Here is a 16,329-nt window from a genome sequence, read left to right as displayed (position 1 = left end):
CGCGCGTCAGCGCGCGCCTCGGATGTAGGGAGCGCCGAGCGCCGGTGGGACCACCGAGCTGCGGGCGAAGACGATGAGCGTGAGGATGACCACGATGAACGGCAGCATCTTGATCACGTCCGCGGGGATGGCGAAGCCGATCACCTGGAGCGCCGGACCGATCGCCACGGCCACGCCGTAGATCAGGGAGGTGATCATCACCAGCGCGATGCGGCCGCGCGAGAGCATCGTGATGACGATGGCGATGAAGCCAAGCCCGTTGGTGAGGAACCCGGTGAAGGTCGCCGTCGTGAGCACCGACAGGTAGGCCCCGCCGAGACCGACGAACGCGCCGCTCAGGAGCACCGCGATCGACCGGGTGCGCAGCACGCTCCCGCCGGCGGCATCCAGCGACGACGGCTTCTGACCGGCCGCGCGAGTCGCAAGACCCCAGTTGGTCTTCGCCAGCAGGAATCCGACGGCGATGACGAGGAGGAGCATCACCCAGAAGATCCCGGACTGCTGGAAGACCGCCTGCCCGATGACGGGGATGTCCGCCAGGCCGGGGATGGGCAGACTGGGGCTCTGACCGAGGCTGGCGTTCGCCTTCGCGTAGTTCTGGAGGTACAGCACGCTCGTGATGCCCTCGCCGATCAGGGTGACGGCGAGGCCGATGACGATCTGGTTGAGCCCCAGCCACACGTTGAGGACCAGCATGGCGAGGTTGCCGACGATCCCGCCCAGCGCGCCCCCGAGCATCCCGAGCCAGAAGCTGCCGGTGGTGAGGGTGACGACGAACCCGGAGTAGGCGCCGATGAGCATGACGCCCTCGATGCCGAGGTTCAGCACGCCGGCCTGCTCGCCGATCGTCTCCCCGACGGAGGCGAGCAGCAGCGGCATCGTCTGCGCGATCACCGAGGCCACGAACACGGTGATGAACGTGGCGGACAGCATGTCGCTCACAGGGATCCCCTCCCGTCGCGCTGGAACGGTCTCACGAGCGTGCGGCGGAGCCCCGCCGGCAGGTAGCTCTGACCGAGTCGACGACGCTCGCCGACGTACTCCGTGATGGTCATGAAGAGCAGGATGAGACCCACGATGACGAGCAGGAAGTCGACGTTGAGGCCCGCCTGCTGGGCCGCGAGCGTCCCACCGGTGGCGAGGATGGCGTAGAACGCGACGAGCGGGATCGCGGCGAGCGGGCTCAGCCTGGCGAGGAACACGAACGGCATGATCGCGTCGCCGTAGTGCGGATCCCAGTTCGCGCGCTGGTAGCTGTATTGGCCGAGGACGTCGATAGAACCCGCGAAGGCGATGAGCCCGCTGGAGAGGGCGAACAGCAGGATGACCATCCAGGTCGAGTTGATCCCGACGTGTCGCGCCGCCTTGGGGCTGGCCCCGAAGACGTCCATCCGCAGACCGAACGAGGTCCGGGTGAGGACGAACTGCGCCACGATCGCGAGCACGATGGCGATGATGAAGCCGACGTGGATCTGCGTGCCCGGGATGTACGGCAGCAGCTGGTCGTCGGGGATGACGGCGGTCTGCGGCTGCGGGGTCGACGGATCCTTGAACGGGCCCTTGATCAGCAGGTTGGCGATGCCGACGCCGATGAAGGACATGACGAGCGACGTGATGATCTCGTTCGTGCCGTAGCGCGCCTTGAGGATGGCCGGGATGAGCGACCACACCGCCCCGACGAGGATCGCCCCGACGAAGATGATGAGCGTCGCGAGCCAGGCGGGCATCACGGCGAACAGGGACGGGCCCACGCCCGACGCGACGACCGCACCGAGGAGGTACTGGCCGTTGTAGCCGAGGTTCCACAGCTGCCCGCGGAAGGCCACGATGAGCCCGACCGCGATGATGACCAGCGGCGCCATCAGCACGAGGCTGCGCTGCCAGTTGCCCCCGGAGAGGCCGTAGGTCCACACGCCCTGGAAGAACGCCAGCGGGCTGCTGCCCATCGCGAGCATGATGAAGCCCGCCACGATGAGCGCGAGGAGGACGGGCAGGATCGAGCGCACGAGTCCGTCGACGATCGACCGGCCCCTGCTCTGCTTGGTGCCCATCGGCTCGCGCCGCTGGGCGGACGGCTTCAGCTCTGCTTCGGTGTCGATGCTCATCGGGTCTGCTCCGCTTCCAGGACGTCCTCGCCCTCGATGGCGCCGGTCATGTAGTGGCCCACCTTCTCGGCCGTCCCCGGGCCGTCGTTCGTGACACCGCCGACGATCCGCCCGCTCGAGATGACCTCGATGCGGTGCGAGAGCTCCACGAGCTCGTCGAGGTCGGTCGAGAGCAGGAGCACGGACCCGCCCTGGGCGGCGAAGTCGATGAGGATCTCGCGGACGAGCCTCACGGTCTTGAGGTCGAGCCCGTACGTGGGCTTGTTGACGACGACCAGGCGGGCGCCGTGCGTCAGCTCGCGGGCGAGCAGGATCTTCTGGATGTTGCCGCCGGAGAGGGTTCCCGCTCGGGTGGCCGGCGACGGGGTGCGGATGCCGTACTCCTCGATCAGGCGCTCGGCCTCCGTGTCGACGGCCTTCCGCTGGATCTGCCCGAACCGCCAGAACGGGCGCTGCCCGATCCGCTTGATGACGAGGTTGAGCGCGACGGACATCGATCCGACCGTGCCCTCGTGGAGGCGGTCGTCCGTGACATACCGGAGGCCGAGCTGCTGTCTCGCACGCACCCCCTGCTTGGTGACGTCCTGACCGTCGAACCGGACCACCCCCGAGGACGCCGAACGCTGTCCGGCCACCACCTCGGCGAGGGCGCCCTGGCCATGCCCGTCGATGCCCGCGATGCCGAGGATCTCGCCCTCGTGCACTCGGATCGTCACGTCCTGCGCCTCGACGTCGCGACCGTGCCCCTTGCTCGAGACCCCGGTGAGCTCGAGTCTCACCGGGCGTGACGCGAGATCGATGCTGCGCGTCTCGCGCGTCGCGTCCGTCGCCCCGGCGAGCTCGGCGGCGTCGTCGACGCGGGCGAGGTCCTCGCCGAACATGGCGCGCAGGATCGCGTCCTGCGCCTGCTGCTCGCTGTAGGTGCGCAGCTCGTCCACCCCGATGTGGCCGACGTTCCGGCCGCCCCGGAGGACGGTGACGCAGTCGCCCATCGCGTAGGCCTCGCGGAGCTTGTGGGTGATGAAGACGACGGCGAGACCCTGCGCCTTGACCCGAGCGACGCTCTCGCCGAGGTGCTCGATCGCCTGCGGCGTGAGCATCGACGTCGGCTCGTCGAGCACGAGGAGGCGGCTGCCCTTCCAGATGGCCTTCGCGATCTCGACCTGCTGCTGCTGGCCGAGGCCGAGGTCGGAGGTGAGGGCGTGCGGGTCGATGCGGGCGCCGAGGAGATCCGAGAGCTCGTCGAGCCGTTCCATCGCGGCCTTCTTGCCCTGCATGAGGCCGCTCTCCCCGAGCATGAGGTTCTCGAGCACGGTGAACGCCGGGACGAGCGTCGAGTGCTGGTGCACGACCCCGATCCCGTAGTCGACGGCGATCTTCGGGGAGTTGATCGGGACGGGCTTGCCGTTGATCGCGATCGTGCCCGAGTCGGGCTGCTGCATGCCGGCGAGGATGCTGATGAGGGTCGACTTGCCGGCACCGTTCTCACCGAGCAGGCAGTGCACCTGGCCGCTGACGATGTCGAGCGAGATGTGGTCGTTCGCCACGACCCCGGGGAAGGCCTTCGTGATCTCTCGGAGCGAGATCACGTCCGGGGCGGTCGGTGATGTCACGGGACGGGTCTCCTAGCGTGGGGCGGGCGGTGCCGGACCGGGATCCGGCACCGCCCGGGAGGGTGTGGGTCAGGCGCCCTTCTTGGCGATCACCGCGGTGACCTCGTCGGCCGTGCTGGCCGCGGTGGGCTTGATCGACCCGTCGGCGATCCCCTTCTTCGCCGTGTCGATCGCGGACTGGATCTGGCTCGTCAGGTTCTCGGTCTCCTGGAGGGAGAGACCGCCGTTGTCGACCGTGAGGTCGTAGCCCTGCTGGCCGAACGTGCCCGCCTCGACGTCGGCGATGGCCTTCTCGTAGGTGGGTCCGTAGTTCCAGAGCACCGACGTGAGCAGGACGCTCGGGTCGCTGAGGCCCGAGGTGACGTCGCCGATGTCGGCGATGTACTTCACCCCGGGGGCGGCCTCGACGGCCTGCAGGTAGCCGTGGGTCGCGCCGTCGCCCATGCCGAAGATCACGTCGGCGCCGGAGGCGATGAGCTGCTCGGTCGCCGTCTTGCCGCCCGCCGCATCCGCGTAGGCCGCGGGCCCGACGGAGGTGTAGAGCACGTTGATCGACGGGTCGACGCTGTAGACGCCCTCGGCGAACCCGGCGGCCATCTTGAACCAGTTGAGGTCGTCGGCCGACACCACGATGCCGATCGTCTTCGACTTCGTCGTCATCGCCGCGGCGATGCCGGCGAGGTAGCCGCCCTCCTGCGCCTCGGTCTTGGTGACCGCGATCTTGCCGGGGATGTTGTCGCCGGCGTCCTGGATGAGGATCGGCACGTTCTTGTCCTGCGCGACGCTGGTCGCGGCGACGCCGTAGCCGGAGGCGTGGGCGATGATGAACTGCGCGCCGCCGTCGGCGACCTGGCCGAGGACGGTCTCCGCGTTGTCCCAGCCCGCATCCGGCACGAGGGTGACCTCGATGCCGAGGTCTGTCGCGGCCTGGTCGGCTCCCATGAGGCCGGCCTGGTTCCAGCCGAAGTCCGACTCGTTCTCCGGTGCGACGAGGGCGAACTTCGTCACCTCGGTGCCGGCGGACGAGGTGGAGCCCGCGCCGGAGTCGTCGCCGCGGCCGCCTGAGCAGGCCGCGAGTCCGATGGCGAGGGCGCCCGCGGCCGTGAGCGCGGCGACGCGAGAGACGGTGCGGCTGCTGCTGCCGCCGGTGAATGTGAACATTGCAGAACGTTCCTTCCGAGTGGACGATGCCCCGAACCGCTTCGTTGTGTCTCGGTGCATTTCTCACAATGTGTCGGGGTAGCGATACAGTATGAGAAGACGACAGCAGCGTCAACGACGAGTTCCGAGGTTTTACACCGCGGAAACACGCACCCTCGACGATGAGGGAAAGGAGGTCCCCATGACCCATCGCCGTGCGCAGACGCTGCTGGCAGTCGCATCCGCCCTCATCCTCGCCGGGTGCGCGAGCGCCCCGGCGCTGTCCGAGGAGGATGCCGCCGCCCTCGACACGCTAGCCCAGGTGGCCGGTCCGACATCGGGCGTGGACGCCTCGGCGATCACGTCGACCGAGTGCTGGCTGCCCTCCGGCCACCTCATCGAGGACGAGTCGCTCGACGGGACCACCTGGAAGGTGCTGTGTCGCGTGCACTACACCGACAAGTCCGGGGACCGGTATCAGGACACCACCTGCATCGGCGACTTCGCCGCCCAGCCGATGCTCGATCACTGCTACCGCTGGGCGCACTACGACTTCGCCCCCGAGTTCGGCGACTTCCCCGCCGTCAAGGCCGGGTGACGGGGCCGGGCGTGTTTCGACTTCGTAAACTCACCGGCCCACTCTTGACACGTGAAAATCTGTTCTCATAACGTGAGCGTCACTTAGCGCATCATAAGAAACCGTGGAGGTGCAGTCCGATGACGGACCCGAAGGTGTATCTGCTCGACGGCGGAACGCTCGTCATCGACGAGTCCGACGTGCACTGGCACATCAACGCGGGCAACCCGGTGCGGTTCCCCGTCTACAGCGTCCTGGTCGAGCATCCGGACGCGCTGATCCTCTACGACACGGGCTTCGACCTCGACCACGTGAACCGCGTGCTCCCGTTCGAGCTGCCCGAGCAGACGGAGGAGCAGACCATCCCGGCGCAGCTGGCGAAGTGCGGCTACTCCCCTGAGGACGTCGACATCGTGGTCAACTCCCACTTCCACTTCGACCACGTCGGCGGCAACAAGTACCTGACGAAGGCGACCACGCTCGTCCACAAGGAGGAGCTGCGGCACGCGAAGGTGCCCGAGCCGTTCGAGCGACTCGGGTACTCCGATCTCTCCTTCGATCACGAAGGCGTGAGCTACAAGCCCATCTCCGGTGACTACGAGATCGTGCCCGGCGTGTGGCTGTTCGAGACCCCGGGCCACACCATCGGCCACTACTCCCTGCTCGTCGAGATGCAGAACGAGCGCAGCATGCTCTTCTGCGGCGACGCCGCGTACACACGCACCACCCTCGAGAAGGAGTGGATCGCCGGATTCCACCTCGACCCGACCAAGTCGGTCGAGGCGATCCGCCGCCTCAACTACCTGGCGAGGACGAAGGACGCCGACGTCTACCCCTCGCACGAGCTCGAGCCCTACCTGGAGTGGAAGCTCGCCCCCGAGTCCTACGGCGGACGCTGACCCGACCCGACGCCTCCGTCACACCCACACCTATATAAGAGGAGCACCATCGTCATGACCGATACAGTCCAGCGCGTCGCCCTGGTCACCGGAGCAGCCCAGGGCATCGGCGCCGCCATCGCCGACGAGCTCGCCGCCGAGGGGATGAAGGTCGTCGTCGCCGATGTGAACGCCGAGGGCGCCGCCGCGGTCGCGGAGCGCAACGGCGGTGTGGCGAAGACCCTCGACGTCAGCGACCAGGATGCGGTGAACCGCACGATCGCCGAGATCGTCGACGAGCTCGGCCGCATCGACGTGCTCGTCAACAACGCCGCCCTCGTGCCGCTCACGCCGTGGGCCGACATCACCTTCGAGGAGTGGCGCCGCGTCATGTCCGTGAACCTCGACGGGATCTACCTCGTGACGCACGCGGTCACCGAGGTGATGGGCGAGGCCGGCTACGGCCGCATCGTCAACATCGCGTCGAACACCTTCGTGGCCGGGACGCCCGACTGCGCCCACTACGTGGCCACGAAGGGCGCGTCGATCGGGCTCGTGCGTGCGCTCGCCGGTGAGCTGGGACGCCTCGGCATCACGATCAACGCCGTCGCCCCCGGCATCATCGCGAGCGAGGGCGTCCTGTCCGGACCGCACGCGGCCGGCTTCGACTACGTCGTGCCGATGCAGGCGTTCGACCGCCGCGGGCTCCCCCAGGACGTCGCGCCCGCGGTCGCCTTCCTCGCCTCGGAGAAGGCGGGCTGGATCACCGGGCAGACCCTCGTGGTCGACGCCGGTCACACGCGCAACTGACGGCCGCGATGCACTCCGATGTCCTGATCATCGGGGCCGGCTCGGCCGGGAGCGTGGTGGCGAACCGCCTCAGCGCGGATCCCGCCCGCCGCGTCACCGTGCTCGAGGCCGGCGCTCGGGTCACCGATCCCGAGATGCGCCGGCCCGAGCTGTGGCCGTTCATCCACGGCCGCCGCTACGACTGGGCCTACCGCACCACTCCGCAGCCCGGGCTCGCCGGGCGCTCGCTCGAGTGGGCCCGAGGCAAGGGGCCGGGCGGGTCGAGCCTGGTGCACGCGATGGCGCACATGCGCGGCTGCCGCGCCGACTTCGACCGCTGGGTCGAGGCGACCGGGGACGACCGGTGGTCGTGGGATGCGCTGCTGCCCTCCTTCATCCGCTCCGAGTCGTTCTCGGGTGGCGCGGATGCGGTCCACGGCGCCGACGGTCCGCTCCCGGTGATGCTCCCGGGGCCCGACCTGTCGAGCCCGCTCGTGACCGACTATCTCGCCGCGTGGGAGTCGCTGGGGGTGGCCCGCATCCCGGACCACAACGGCGGCGAGATGCTGGGCGGGACCCCGAACTCGCTCACGATCCGCGACGGTCAGCGGGTCACGGTCTCGGACGTCTACCTCGACCCGGTCCTCGATCGCCCGAACCTGACGCTGCTCACCGGCGTCGATGTGCACCGGCTCGTCCTCGCGGGATCGCGGGTGTCGGGGGTCGAGGTCTCCCTCCATGGCGCCGACGAGGTGCTCACCGCCGACGAGGTGATCCTCTGCGCCGGCTCGATCGGCGATCCGCTGCTCCTCATGCGCTCCGGGATCGGCGACCCGTCGGTGCTGTCCGCCGCCGGCGTCGACACCGTGCTGGAGTCGACCGGCGTCGGGACCAACCTGCACGACCACCTGCTCGGGGCGGGCACCCTGTACCGGTCCGCCCGGCCGGTGCCACCGACGCGGCTGCAGCTCTCGGAGTCGATGACGTACCTCTCGCTCGACGGGCTCTCCGTGACGGCGGGTCCCGCCGACATCGTGGTGGGATGCGTCGTCGGGCCGAGCGCCTCGGAGTCGTTCCCCGACCACGGCGTCGCGCCCGGCGAGGGCTATACGCTGCTCTTCGGCGTGACGAACCCGACGAGCCGTGGGTCGCTCCGCATCTCGGGCCCCGATCTCGCCGACGAGCCGATCATCGATCCGAACTACCTCGACACGGAGCACGACCGTGCCGCGTTCCGGGCCGCTCTCGAGCACGCCCGGCTCGTCGGCGGCTCGGACGCGCTGGCCGCGTGGCGCGACTCGGAGGTGCTGCCCGGCGCCTCGGTCTCGACGGAGGCGGAGGCCGACGCCTTCATCGCCCGCGCCGCGATCACGCACCACCACCCCGTCGGCACCCTCTCGATGGGCGCGTCCGACGCGGCGCCGGTGACCCCCGACCTCCGCTTCCGCGGCCTGTCGAACCTGCACGTCGTCGACGCGTCCGTGATCCCCTCGATCACCGCCGGCCCCGTCCACGCGTCGGTGCTCGCCCTCGCCGAGTCCTTCGCCGCCCGCTACCCCGCGTAACCCCCACGGGCTTTGTCCAGGTTTCCGTCGCGAAATCGGCGTTTCGCGACGGAAAACTGGACAAAGCCGGGGTGGGGGCGAGGGGCGGAGCCCCACACGCTGGCGCCGGGGGCGGGGGCGAGGGGCGGAGCCCCAAGCGCTACACGCCGAGGAAGAGGCGCTGGGCGGTGCCGTGCATCACGGCGTCGAGGTCCTCCGGCGAGAGGCCGGCGAGCTGCACCTTGAGCTGCTCGACCCGGGGCTCGTGCCACGGGCCGTCGGAGCCGTACATGACCCGGTCCGCGCCCACCTTCTGGACGGCCTCGAGGATCTTCACGCTCATCGGCATGCCGCTGGTCTCGAGCCAGACGTTCGGATGCCGCTGGGCGACCCCGATCGAGGCGTCGATGTAGATGACGTTGCCGTGCCCCATGTGCCCGAGGATGATCTTCGCGTCCTCGTACCGGGCGATGAGCTCCTCGATGCTCCACGGCAGCGAGAAGATCGGGTGGCCGCAGTGGATGAGGGCCGGCAGGTCGTGCTCGATCAGCACCTCGATGATGGGCCACACCATCGGGTCGTCCGGGTGGAACCCGTCCATCAGCGGATGCAGCTTCACGCCGCGGAACTTCGGGTCCTCCAGGTACTCCCGGAGCTCGGGGACGGGATCCCCGAGCTTCGGGTTGGCCCAGTACAGCCCGTAGGCGCCCGGGATGTCCTGGATCACCCGACGGACCATCGCGTTGTCCTGGTGGAACACCATCGCCGCGTCGATGCCGTTCTCGGCGAGGTAGGGCGCGAGCCGATCCTCGTCGAGCCTCACGCCGAACGTCGGGAAGTCCCCGACGTGCATGTGCGCATCCGTGATGGGCATCCGGTCAGCTCACTCGGAGTCGTTCGAGAAGGTGCCCACGTAGCGGGCGGTCTCGAGCACGTCGCCGGCGTACTGCGCGAGGAACTCCTCGCGCGTCGGCGTGCCCTCGACGTGCTTCCCCAGCGCGTACACGTGGAAGAAGTAGTGGTGCACACCGTGTCCAGCGGGAGGCTGCGGGCCGTACCAGACGTTCTGTCCGGCACCCATCGGGCCCACCGTCACGCCGTCGGCGGTGACGTCGAGGGTGGTGGTGTCGGGGGCGATGCCGTAGACGACCCAGTGGGTGAAGCCGTTCGGGAGCGGTGCGTCGGGGTCGTTGACGATGAGCGCCAGCTCGACGGTGCCCTCGGGGGCGCCGGAGAGCTCGACGACGGGCGTATCGTTGCCGCCGTCGGCCGAGAGGCGGTCGGGGATGCGTCCGAGGTCCTCGAAGTCGGGGCTCGAGACGCGGAGGTCGGCGAACATGGGCATGAGGGGTGTGTCCTTTCAGTCAGGATCCGAGAACGCGGTCGATCTCGGCGGCGACGAGGTCGGGGACCTCTTCGGGGATGTAGTGGTCGGTGTCCGGCACCTCGACCCAGCGGTCGGCGGGCCGATCGGCTCGGGCGCGCTCCCACGCATCCACGCTCACGATCCTGCTCCCGTCGCCGCGGAGGTGGGACATCGGTACGGCGACCTCTCGGAACTCCGCGTCGAACGGCGTGCGGAACCCCTCGATGAGCTGCCGCATCGCGTCGGGCGACGCGAGCGGCACCCAGCTCCCCTCCTCCGTCTGGCGGTAGCCCCACCGGGCACGCCGCGAGACGGCGCCGGGCAGGATGCGGGTGTACCGCTCGCGCAGGTACCGCTCGATCTCGTCGACATCGGCGAACTCGCGGAAGCCCGCAGCCACGCGGACGTCGAGCTCGTCGAGCACGCTCGCCTCGACGTACGGCGTGTAGTCGACGACGACGGCGCCGGTGATGCGAGACGGATGGCGGGCCGCCGCGAGCCAGGCGTTGCGGCCGCCCAGCGAGTGCCCGGCGACCACCGCGCGGTCGAGGCCGAGCGCATCCAGCACCCTGACGACATCGTCCGCGAAGTCGGCCCCGGTGTAGCCGGAGACGGGCTTGTCGCTCCGGCCGTGACCGCGCTGGTCGAGCGCGATCACGGTCGCGCTGTCCTCGAGCGCGTCGCCGACGGGCTCCCACACGGCGTGGTTCGCCGAGGTGCCGTGCAGCAGCACCACGGCGGGGCCGCTGCCGCGCACCCGGAAGGCGAGGTCGACCTCGGCTCCCCGGGTGCGCGACAGCCCGTCGCCGATCGCCTCGACGGTGACGGCCGACGTCATCAGACGTTCGGGATGGACGACAGCGTCTTGCGGGCGGCGATGAGGCCGGTGATGATCTCCTTGCGCTTGGCGTCGACGTCGCCCTCGCCGTACTCGTACATCCCGCCGCCCGACTTGAAGCCGAGCTGTCCGGCGGCGATCTTGTCCTTGATCAGCTGCGGCGTCTCGGTGGAGGCGTCGAGCTCCTTGTTGAGGTAGCTCGACACGGCCTGGTAGATGTCGAGGCCGGCCATGTCGAGCAGGCGCGTGGGGCCGATCACCGACAGCTTGTAGCCGATGCCCCACTTCACGCAGGCGTCGAGACCCTCGGGCGTGACGATGCCCTCCTCGAGGAGCGCCATGCACTCGCGCAGGATCGCGTAGAGCACGCGGTTCTCGACGAAGCCGGCGATCTCCTTCTCGAGCACGGGCACGTAGTTGAACGACTTCACGATCTCGGTGAGCTTCCCGACGAGCGCCTCGTCGGTGGCCTGCCCGGGGATGATCTCGATCATCGGGATGAGGTGCGGCGGGTTCGACCAGTGCATGCCGATGAGACGACCGGGGACGGTCATCGACTCGGCCATGGTGGTGATCGGGATGCCGGAGGTGTTCGTCGCGATGATGACGTCGGCGCCGATGCGGGCCTCGAGGTCGGCGAGGACCGACCGCTTCAGCTCGAGCTTCTCGGGAACGGCCTCGATGATGAGCTCGGTGTCGGCGAGCGCGGCGTCGAGGTCGGTGCCGAACGAGACGGATCCGCCGGGCGCCGACGGGGAGTCGACCGCCTCGAGGACGTTCTGGACGACGCCGTAGGCGGCCTCCGCCTTCGCGATGGCGTCGGCGGAGATGTCGTACAGACGCACGGTGACACCCGCGCGGGCGAGGGTCGCGGCGATGCCGGGGCCCATGGTGCCCGAGCCGACGACGGTGGCGATGCTGGGAAGGCTGCTCATGCTTGCTCCTTGTTCACGGGGGAAGGGGTGCGGATGCGCGAGGCGCGTCACGCGGGGTCGAGGGTCGTCAGATTCCGGGCGGGAGGCCGATCGGCGAGATGCCGATGCCGAACTGCGCCTCGACACGGTCGAGACGGCGGTTGAAGAAGGTCCAGAAGTTGTGCTGGGCCTTCGGCGGGTAGATGCGGTCGAACTTCTCCTTGGTCTCCTCGACCGTGGGCTCGATCGGGGCGAAGCCCGACGACTTGAGGTCGACCTGGAACCGGGCCGCCTTCTCGAGGAAGATCCCCGTCAGGGTGACCTCCGCCACCGTCGAGCCGACGAAGGCGACGCCGTGGTTGGCGAGCAGGATGGCCTGCGCGTCCCCCAGAGCCTTCGCGGCGGCGACGCCGAGCGGCACCGTGGTGATGATGTGGCTCGTCTCGGTGAAGCGCGGCACGCCCTCGTACGCGAACCACACGCCGTGGTTGTTGTAGGGCTTCAGCGGCTCCTCGGAAGCTCCGAGCACGGTCGCGTAGTGGGAGTGCGAGTGGCCGACGAAGTTCACGTCGGGGCGCGCCTTCATGATCTCGGCGTGCAGCGGCCACTCGAGGTGCCGGAGCCCGGTGCCCTCGAGCACGGTGCCGTCGAAGTCGATGAGGATGAAGTCGTCGCCCTCGACCTCGCTGAGCGCGAGGTTGCCGCGCTTGAGCCAGAGGCCGCGGCCGAACGGGTCGCGGAACGACAGGTGTCCCATGGACATGTCGCCGTGGCCCTCGAGCTCGAGGATGCGGTGAGCACGGGCCACGTCGGCGAGCACGCTCGCGATGGACTGGTCCTCGAAGTACTGCGAGTGGGTGTAGGTCATCGGGCTCCTCCTAGTTCGTGCCGGCGAGGACGTCGGCGACGGTCATGCCGCCCACGCGGGCGTTCACCCGGCCTCCTGTGGCCACGGCCGCGATGATGACGAGCTCGTCGGGTCGAGGGGCGTCGGGAAGCGCCACGGTGATCGCGTCGTAGTGCGACCGCACGTACACCTCATCCTTGTACGCCAGCGGGATGTCGATGGTCGTCCCCGCCGCGGCGGTCTTGGTCGCCGACGAGATCCAGGCCTTCCCGCCGCCGACCGCGTCGCGGAGGGCGTTGCCGAAGACGGTGGTCACGCAGGCCACCACGTGCTCCTGCTCCCCGGCGAGGCCGGCGATGCCGCCCTTGCCGTAGCTCTCGGCGGGACGACCGCCGAGGAGGGCCAGCGCACGCTCGCCGAGCTCGGTGCCGATGCTCGCGCTCGGCCCGGTGAGCGGGGAGAGGTCCTCCACCCACTGCCCGGCGAAGGGATTCTTGATCACCACGGCGACGGCGGCCTTGACGAGGGGCTGCTCGGGCGCGGGGCCGAGGTCGTGCACCGTCTCCTGGACGAAGGAGTGGAAGGCGCGGACGTCGTAGTACGGATCGATGCTCATGCGTGGACCTCGTGTCGGTGCGGATCGGTCGGGTTGTAGGTGGCGGTGACGACGCTGTCGCCCTGGAACTGGTTGCCCTTCGCCATCTCGCGGGTGTCGGCGTACCACTGGGAGCGGTCCTGGGCGATGTCGGTGTACGGACGCTCGAGCCGCTCCCAGTCGATGAGGGCCGCGGGGATGTCGTCCGCCTCGGTCGCGGCGACGGCGAGCGTCCAGGCGTTCTGCATCGCGCATCCGGCGCCCTGGGCGAGCGCGGGGCACATGGCGTGGGCGGCGTCGCCGATGAGCGCGACCTTGCCCTCGGTCCAGTGGTCGAGGCGTGTGGTCTGGTAGCCGTAGTAACGACCCGGGGTCTTCGCCGCATCCTCGAGCACCGGGGCGAGCTGGGGGAAGACGCTCGTCCAGAGGTCGAGGTCGATGGGCACCCTCGAGCCGTCCGCGTCGGCCGCGGGCGACATGAGCGCGATGTAGAGCTCCTCGTCATTGGCCGGCGTGTACAGCACGCGGAGCACACGCGGGTCGAGGTTCCAGAAGTCGATGACGTTGTCCCACTCGGTGTCAGGCTCGAGCGCCTGCAGCTCGGCCTTGCGACGCGGGACGAGGAAGCGGGTGATGCCGTCACGCGAGCGCTCGCGCTTCAGGGGGATGTCCAACGAGTCGCGCACGGCGGATCCGACGCCGTCGGCGCCGATGATGAGGTCGGCCTCGGCGGAGTCGCCGTTCGCGAACCGGATCGTTCCATCCGGGCTGGCCCCGACGACCTCCGAGCCCGCGACCACCTCGACACCGGCCTCCCGCGCTGCGACCAGCAGGGTCTGGAAGAGGTGCGGGCGGGTCAGGGTGCGCCAGCGGATGCCGTCGAGCGTCTCCTGGGACTGGATGACGTTGTTCATCCTGGTCTCGTAGGCGGGCGGCGTCATCGACCTCGACATCAGGTCGGGCCCGGCCTTGATGGCGTCGATGACCTGGAGGCTGTTGTTCCAGAGCACGATCCCGGCGCCCTCGGTGCGCAACTCGGGTGAGCGCTCGTGGAGCCGGACGCTCCATCCCCTCTGTGCCAGTGCGGTGGCCGCGGTGAGACCCGCGAAGCCCCCACCCGAGATCTCGGCGTGGCGTCGGCGTTCGGTCATCTGTTGCTTCCTTCCCAGGGCCCTGAATTCTTATATTTTGAGTCCCGATTATTGCAATGGTAGAGATTCTGCACTGTGGTCTCCGCGGCGCGCAAGGGACCGGGCGCGGCGCGGCAGACGTTTTACACGGCCGTAACGTGTCCCACGGACGACCCGACCGCTAGGTTGGAGCCACGGCGACCACCGGCTCGGTGGCCCGGCGATCCAAGGCCCTTGGCGCGCGACGACGAGGAAGGGCGATCGGGAACGATGCCGGGACGCAGACGATCGATGACGGGCACTCCTCACGAGGCGGATGCGGGCGTCAGCCGCAGGGTCCTGCTCGGCCTGGCGGCCACGGGCGGCGTCGGCTCGCTCCTGTGGTCCACCGGGGTCGGCGGCGCGGCAGCGGCGGCGTCCGCGACCACGGCCCCTGTCGTTCCGGCCGCACCCGGCGCGACCGGCACCGTGGCCTCCGGCCTCACCCCGTTCCCTCAACAGGACGACCTGAACTTCCAGACCCAGTTCAACTACGGCGAGGCCGCCTACGGCGCCGCCGAGGTCGGCGAGGTCGCCGCCGCCGTCGAGGAGGTGCAGGCGGCGCTCGCGCAGATCGGCACGGCGAACCTCCCCGTCTATCAGCCCTACAACGACACCTTCGAGGCGCTGGCGGCGCGGATGGCGGCGGATGCGGACGCCGAGAAGACTGCCGGACGCCTCGCGAGCGCGCGCTCCAAGTACCTCCGTGCCGCGGGCTACTACACGAGCGTGCTGTTCTTCGTCCTCGGCGGAAGCGCGCCGACCAGGGAGGCGGAGGTCTACCGCGCCATGCAGCGCTGCTGGGCGGAGGCCGCCGCGCTCCTCGATCCGGTCTGGACCCGGGTCGAGATCCCGATGACCGTCCGGTTCCCGTCTGCCTCGGGCACCCCCGTCGCACGGAGCGTCACCGTGCCGGCCTACTGGGCTCGCGCGTCCGGAGACGGCCCCAAGCCCACGGTGATCATCAACAACGGCAGCGACGCACAGCTCGTCGACACCTTCGCCTTCGGCGGCGCGGCCGCGCTCGAACGCGGATACAACGCGCTGATGTTCGAGGGCCCGGGTCAGGGGTCGCTGCTCTTCGAGCAGGACATCCCCTTCACGCCGCACTGGGAGGACGTGATCACCCCCCTCGTCGACTTCGTGCTCGCTCAGCCCGAGACAGACGCGGCCTCGGTGGCCCTCACGGGCTGGAGCTTCGGCGGATTGCTGGTCATGCGTGCCGCCGCGCACGAGCACCGGCTCGCCGCCGTCGTGGCCGATCCGGTGTTCTACAATCCCCTCACCCCCTACGCCCGTCTGCAGGGCATCCCGAACGACGTCTGGGTGAACGACGTGTATCCGTCGTTCCCGCAGCACGGACCACAGGGCAGGGATGCGCTCCGGTTCCTGCTCGGCAAGCGCGGCGAGATCTTCGGCGAGGCGTTCCACCAGCAAGCGCTCTCCGGCGTGGTCATCCAGGACCTCGTAGGCCTCCTCGACGCGATCGGCGCCTACACGGGGGACGCCGCGATGTTCGGCGCGGTCACCGCCCATTCGCTGCTCCTCACCTACGAGGGAGACGACTTCTTCACCGGTCAGGACGTCGACGCCCGGTCCTGGCTCACCTCGGTCGCCTCGCTGAGTCAGCACGACTTCACCGCGGCGGAGGGCGCCCAGTTCCACTGCGCGCCGATGGCCCCGCAGGTGCGGAACGAGGTGGTCTACGACTGGCTGGACGGGATCTTCGGGCGCGTGCCCACGCCTCCCTCCCCTCCCGCACCGGTCGTGCCGCCCGCCCCGCCTGCAGCCGGTGGGTCGGCCGCGTCGACGCTCGCCGCGACCGGCGTCGCCGCAGGACCGGCAGCGGTGATCGCGACAGGGCTCGGGGCGGCGGGCGCTGGTGCGATCGCCCTCGCCCGCGGCGGCTCACCGCGACGCTCGTCGTGACCCGCTCGGCCTAGAGTCGGAGCAG

The 16,329-nt window shown here is 69.6% G+C and carries 16 protein-coding genes; 5 read left to right on the top strand and 11 right to left on the bottom strand.

Annotation, left to right across the window (positions count from 1 at the left end):
- Positions 1–6 precede the first annotated feature (6 nt).
- The 4 genes from IEX69_RS14260 to IEX69_RS14245 all read right to left on the bottom strand — a co-directional run bounded on the left by IEX69_RS14260 (position 7) and on the right by IEX69_RS14245 (position 4,879).
- A complete protein-coding gene (locus IEX69_RS14260; RefSeq protein ID WP_229756432.1) occupies positions 7–933 on the bottom strand; it encodes an ABC transporter permease in 927 nt (308 codons plus the stop codon).
- Between the two features lie 5 nt (positions 934–938).
- Complete coding sequence (locus IEX69_RS14255; protein WP_085018011.1) at positions 939–2,105, bottom strand: putative B6 ABC transporter permease subunit 2; 1,167 nt, start codon at positions 2,103–2,105, stop codon at positions 939–941.
- Positions 2,102–3,718 (bottom strand): putative B6 ABC transporter ATP-binding protein, encoded by a 1,617-nt coding sequence (locus tag IEX69_RS14250; RefSeq protein WP_085018009.1) that lies wholly within the window; start codon positions 3,716–3,718, stop codon positions 2,102–2,104. Before IEX69_RS14250 ends, IEX69_RS14255 begins: the two co-directional genes overlap by 4 nt.
- A 69-nt stretch (positions 3,719–3,787) precedes the next feature.
- Positions 3,788–4,879 carry a putative B6 ABC transporter substrate-binding protein gene (locus IEX69_RS14245; protein ID WP_157127066.1) on the bottom strand — a complete coding sequence of 364 codons (1,092 nt, stop codon included), beginning with the start codon at positions 4,877–4,879 and terminating at the stop codon, positions 3,788–3,790.
- Between the two features lie 181 nt (positions 4,880–5,060).
- On the opposite strand from IEX69_RS14245, the gene IEX69_RS14240 reads away from it, so the two are divergent.
- The 4 genes from IEX69_RS14240 to IEX69_RS14225 all read left to right on the top strand — a co-directional run bounded on the left by IEX69_RS14240 (position 5,061) and on the right by IEX69_RS14225 (position 8,667).
- Positions 5,061–5,456, top strand: a complete 396-nt coding sequence (locus IEX69_RS14240) for a hypothetical protein (RefSeq protein ID WP_085018006.1) — start codon at positions 5,061–5,063, stop codon at positions 5,454–5,456.
- A gap of 119 nt (positions 5,457–5,575) precedes the next feature.
- Complete coding sequence (gene pldA / locus IEX69_RS14235; RefSeq protein ID WP_085018004.1) at positions 5,576–6,334, top strand: 4-pyridoxolactonase; 759 nt, start codon at positions 5,576–5,578, stop codon at positions 6,332–6,334.
- A gap of 54 nt (positions 6,335–6,388) precedes the next feature.
- Positions 6,389–7,123 carry a pyridoxal 4-dehydrogenase, SDR-type gene (gene pldH, locus IEX69_RS14230; protein WP_085018003.1) on the top strand — a complete coding sequence of 245 codons (735 nt, stop codon included), beginning with the start codon at positions 6,389–6,391 and terminating at the stop codon, positions 7,121–7,123.
- 8 nt (positions 7,124–7,131) lie between these two features.
- Positions 7,132–8,667, top strand: coding sequence for a GMC family oxidoreductase (locus IEX69_RS14225; RefSeq protein ID WP_085018001.1), 1,536 nt, complete (start codon positions 7,132–7,134; stop codon positions 8,665–8,667).
- A gap of 139 nt (positions 8,668–8,806) precedes the next feature.
- Here the strand turns inward: IEX69_RS14225 and IEX69_RS14220 are convergent, their stop codons facing one another.
- The 7 genes from IEX69_RS14220 to IEX69_RS14190 form a co-directional block, all read right to left on the bottom strand.
- Positions 8,807–9,520 (bottom strand): amidohydrolase family protein, encoded by a 714-nt coding sequence (locus IEX69_RS14220; RefSeq protein WP_085017999.1) that lies wholly within the window; start codon positions 9,518–9,520, stop codon positions 8,807–8,809.
- Positions 9,521–9,529: 9 nt separating this feature from the next.
- Positions 9,530–9,991, bottom strand: a complete 462-nt coding sequence (locus IEX69_RS14215) for a YbhB/YbcL family Raf kinase inhibitor-like protein (RefSeq protein ID WP_085017997.1) — start codon at positions 9,989–9,991, stop codon at positions 9,530–9,532.
- A gap of 19 nt (positions 9,992–10,010) precedes the next feature.
- Positions 10,011–10,850: an alpha/beta fold hydrolase gene (locus tag IEX69_RS14210; protein WP_085017996.1), complete on the bottom strand. Its 840-nt coding sequence runs from the start codon at positions 10,848–10,850 to the stop codon at positions 10,011–10,013.
- On the bottom strand, positions 10,850–11,785 hold the full coding sequence (locus IEX69_RS14205; RefSeq protein ID WP_085017994.1) for a 3-hydroxyacyl-CoA dehydrogenase NAD-binding domain-containing protein: 936 nt from the start codon (positions 11,783–11,785) through the stop codon (positions 10,850–10,852). Before IEX69_RS14205 ends, IEX69_RS14210 begins: the two co-directional genes overlap by 1 nt.
- A 67-nt stretch (positions 11,786–11,852) precedes the next feature.
- Positions 11,853–12,632 (bottom strand): class II aldolase/adducin family protein, encoded by a 780-nt coding sequence (locus tag IEX69_RS14200; RefSeq protein ID WP_085017992.1) that lies wholly within the window; start codon positions 12,630–12,632, stop codon positions 11,853–11,855.
- A gap of 10 nt (positions 12,633–12,642) precedes the next feature.
- Entirely contained in the window at positions 12,643–13,227 is a 585-nt protein-coding gene (locus IEX69_RS14195; RefSeq protein ID WP_085017990.1) for an amino acid synthesis family protein, read from the bottom strand.
- On the bottom strand, positions 13,224–14,357 hold the full coding sequence (locus IEX69_RS14190; protein WP_217348658.1) for an FAD-dependent oxidoreductase: 1,134 nt from the start codon (positions 14,355–14,357) through the stop codon (positions 13,224–13,226). Before IEX69_RS14190 ends, IEX69_RS14195 begins: the two co-directional genes overlap by 4 nt.
- 270 nt (positions 14,358–14,627) lie before the next feature.
- On the opposite strand from IEX69_RS14190, the gene IEX69_RS14185 reads away from it, so the two are divergent.
- Entirely contained in the window at positions 14,628–16,304 is a 1,677-nt protein-coding gene (locus IEX69_RS14185) for an alpha/beta hydrolase family protein (RefSeq protein ID WP_085017988.1), read from the top strand.
- The last annotated feature ends 25 nt before the right edge of the window (positions 16,305–16,329 follow it).

The sequence above is a fragment of the Cnuibacter physcomitrellae genome, assembly GCF_014640535.1.
In the GTDB taxonomy this organism is placed as follows: domain Bacteria; phylum Actinomycetota; class Actinomycetes; order Actinomycetales; family Microbacteriaceae; genus Cnuibacter; species Cnuibacter physcomitrellae.
The sequence above is the reverse complement of the archived record's forward strand: the minus strand, read 5'-3'. Positions and strand labels throughout refer to the sequence as shown.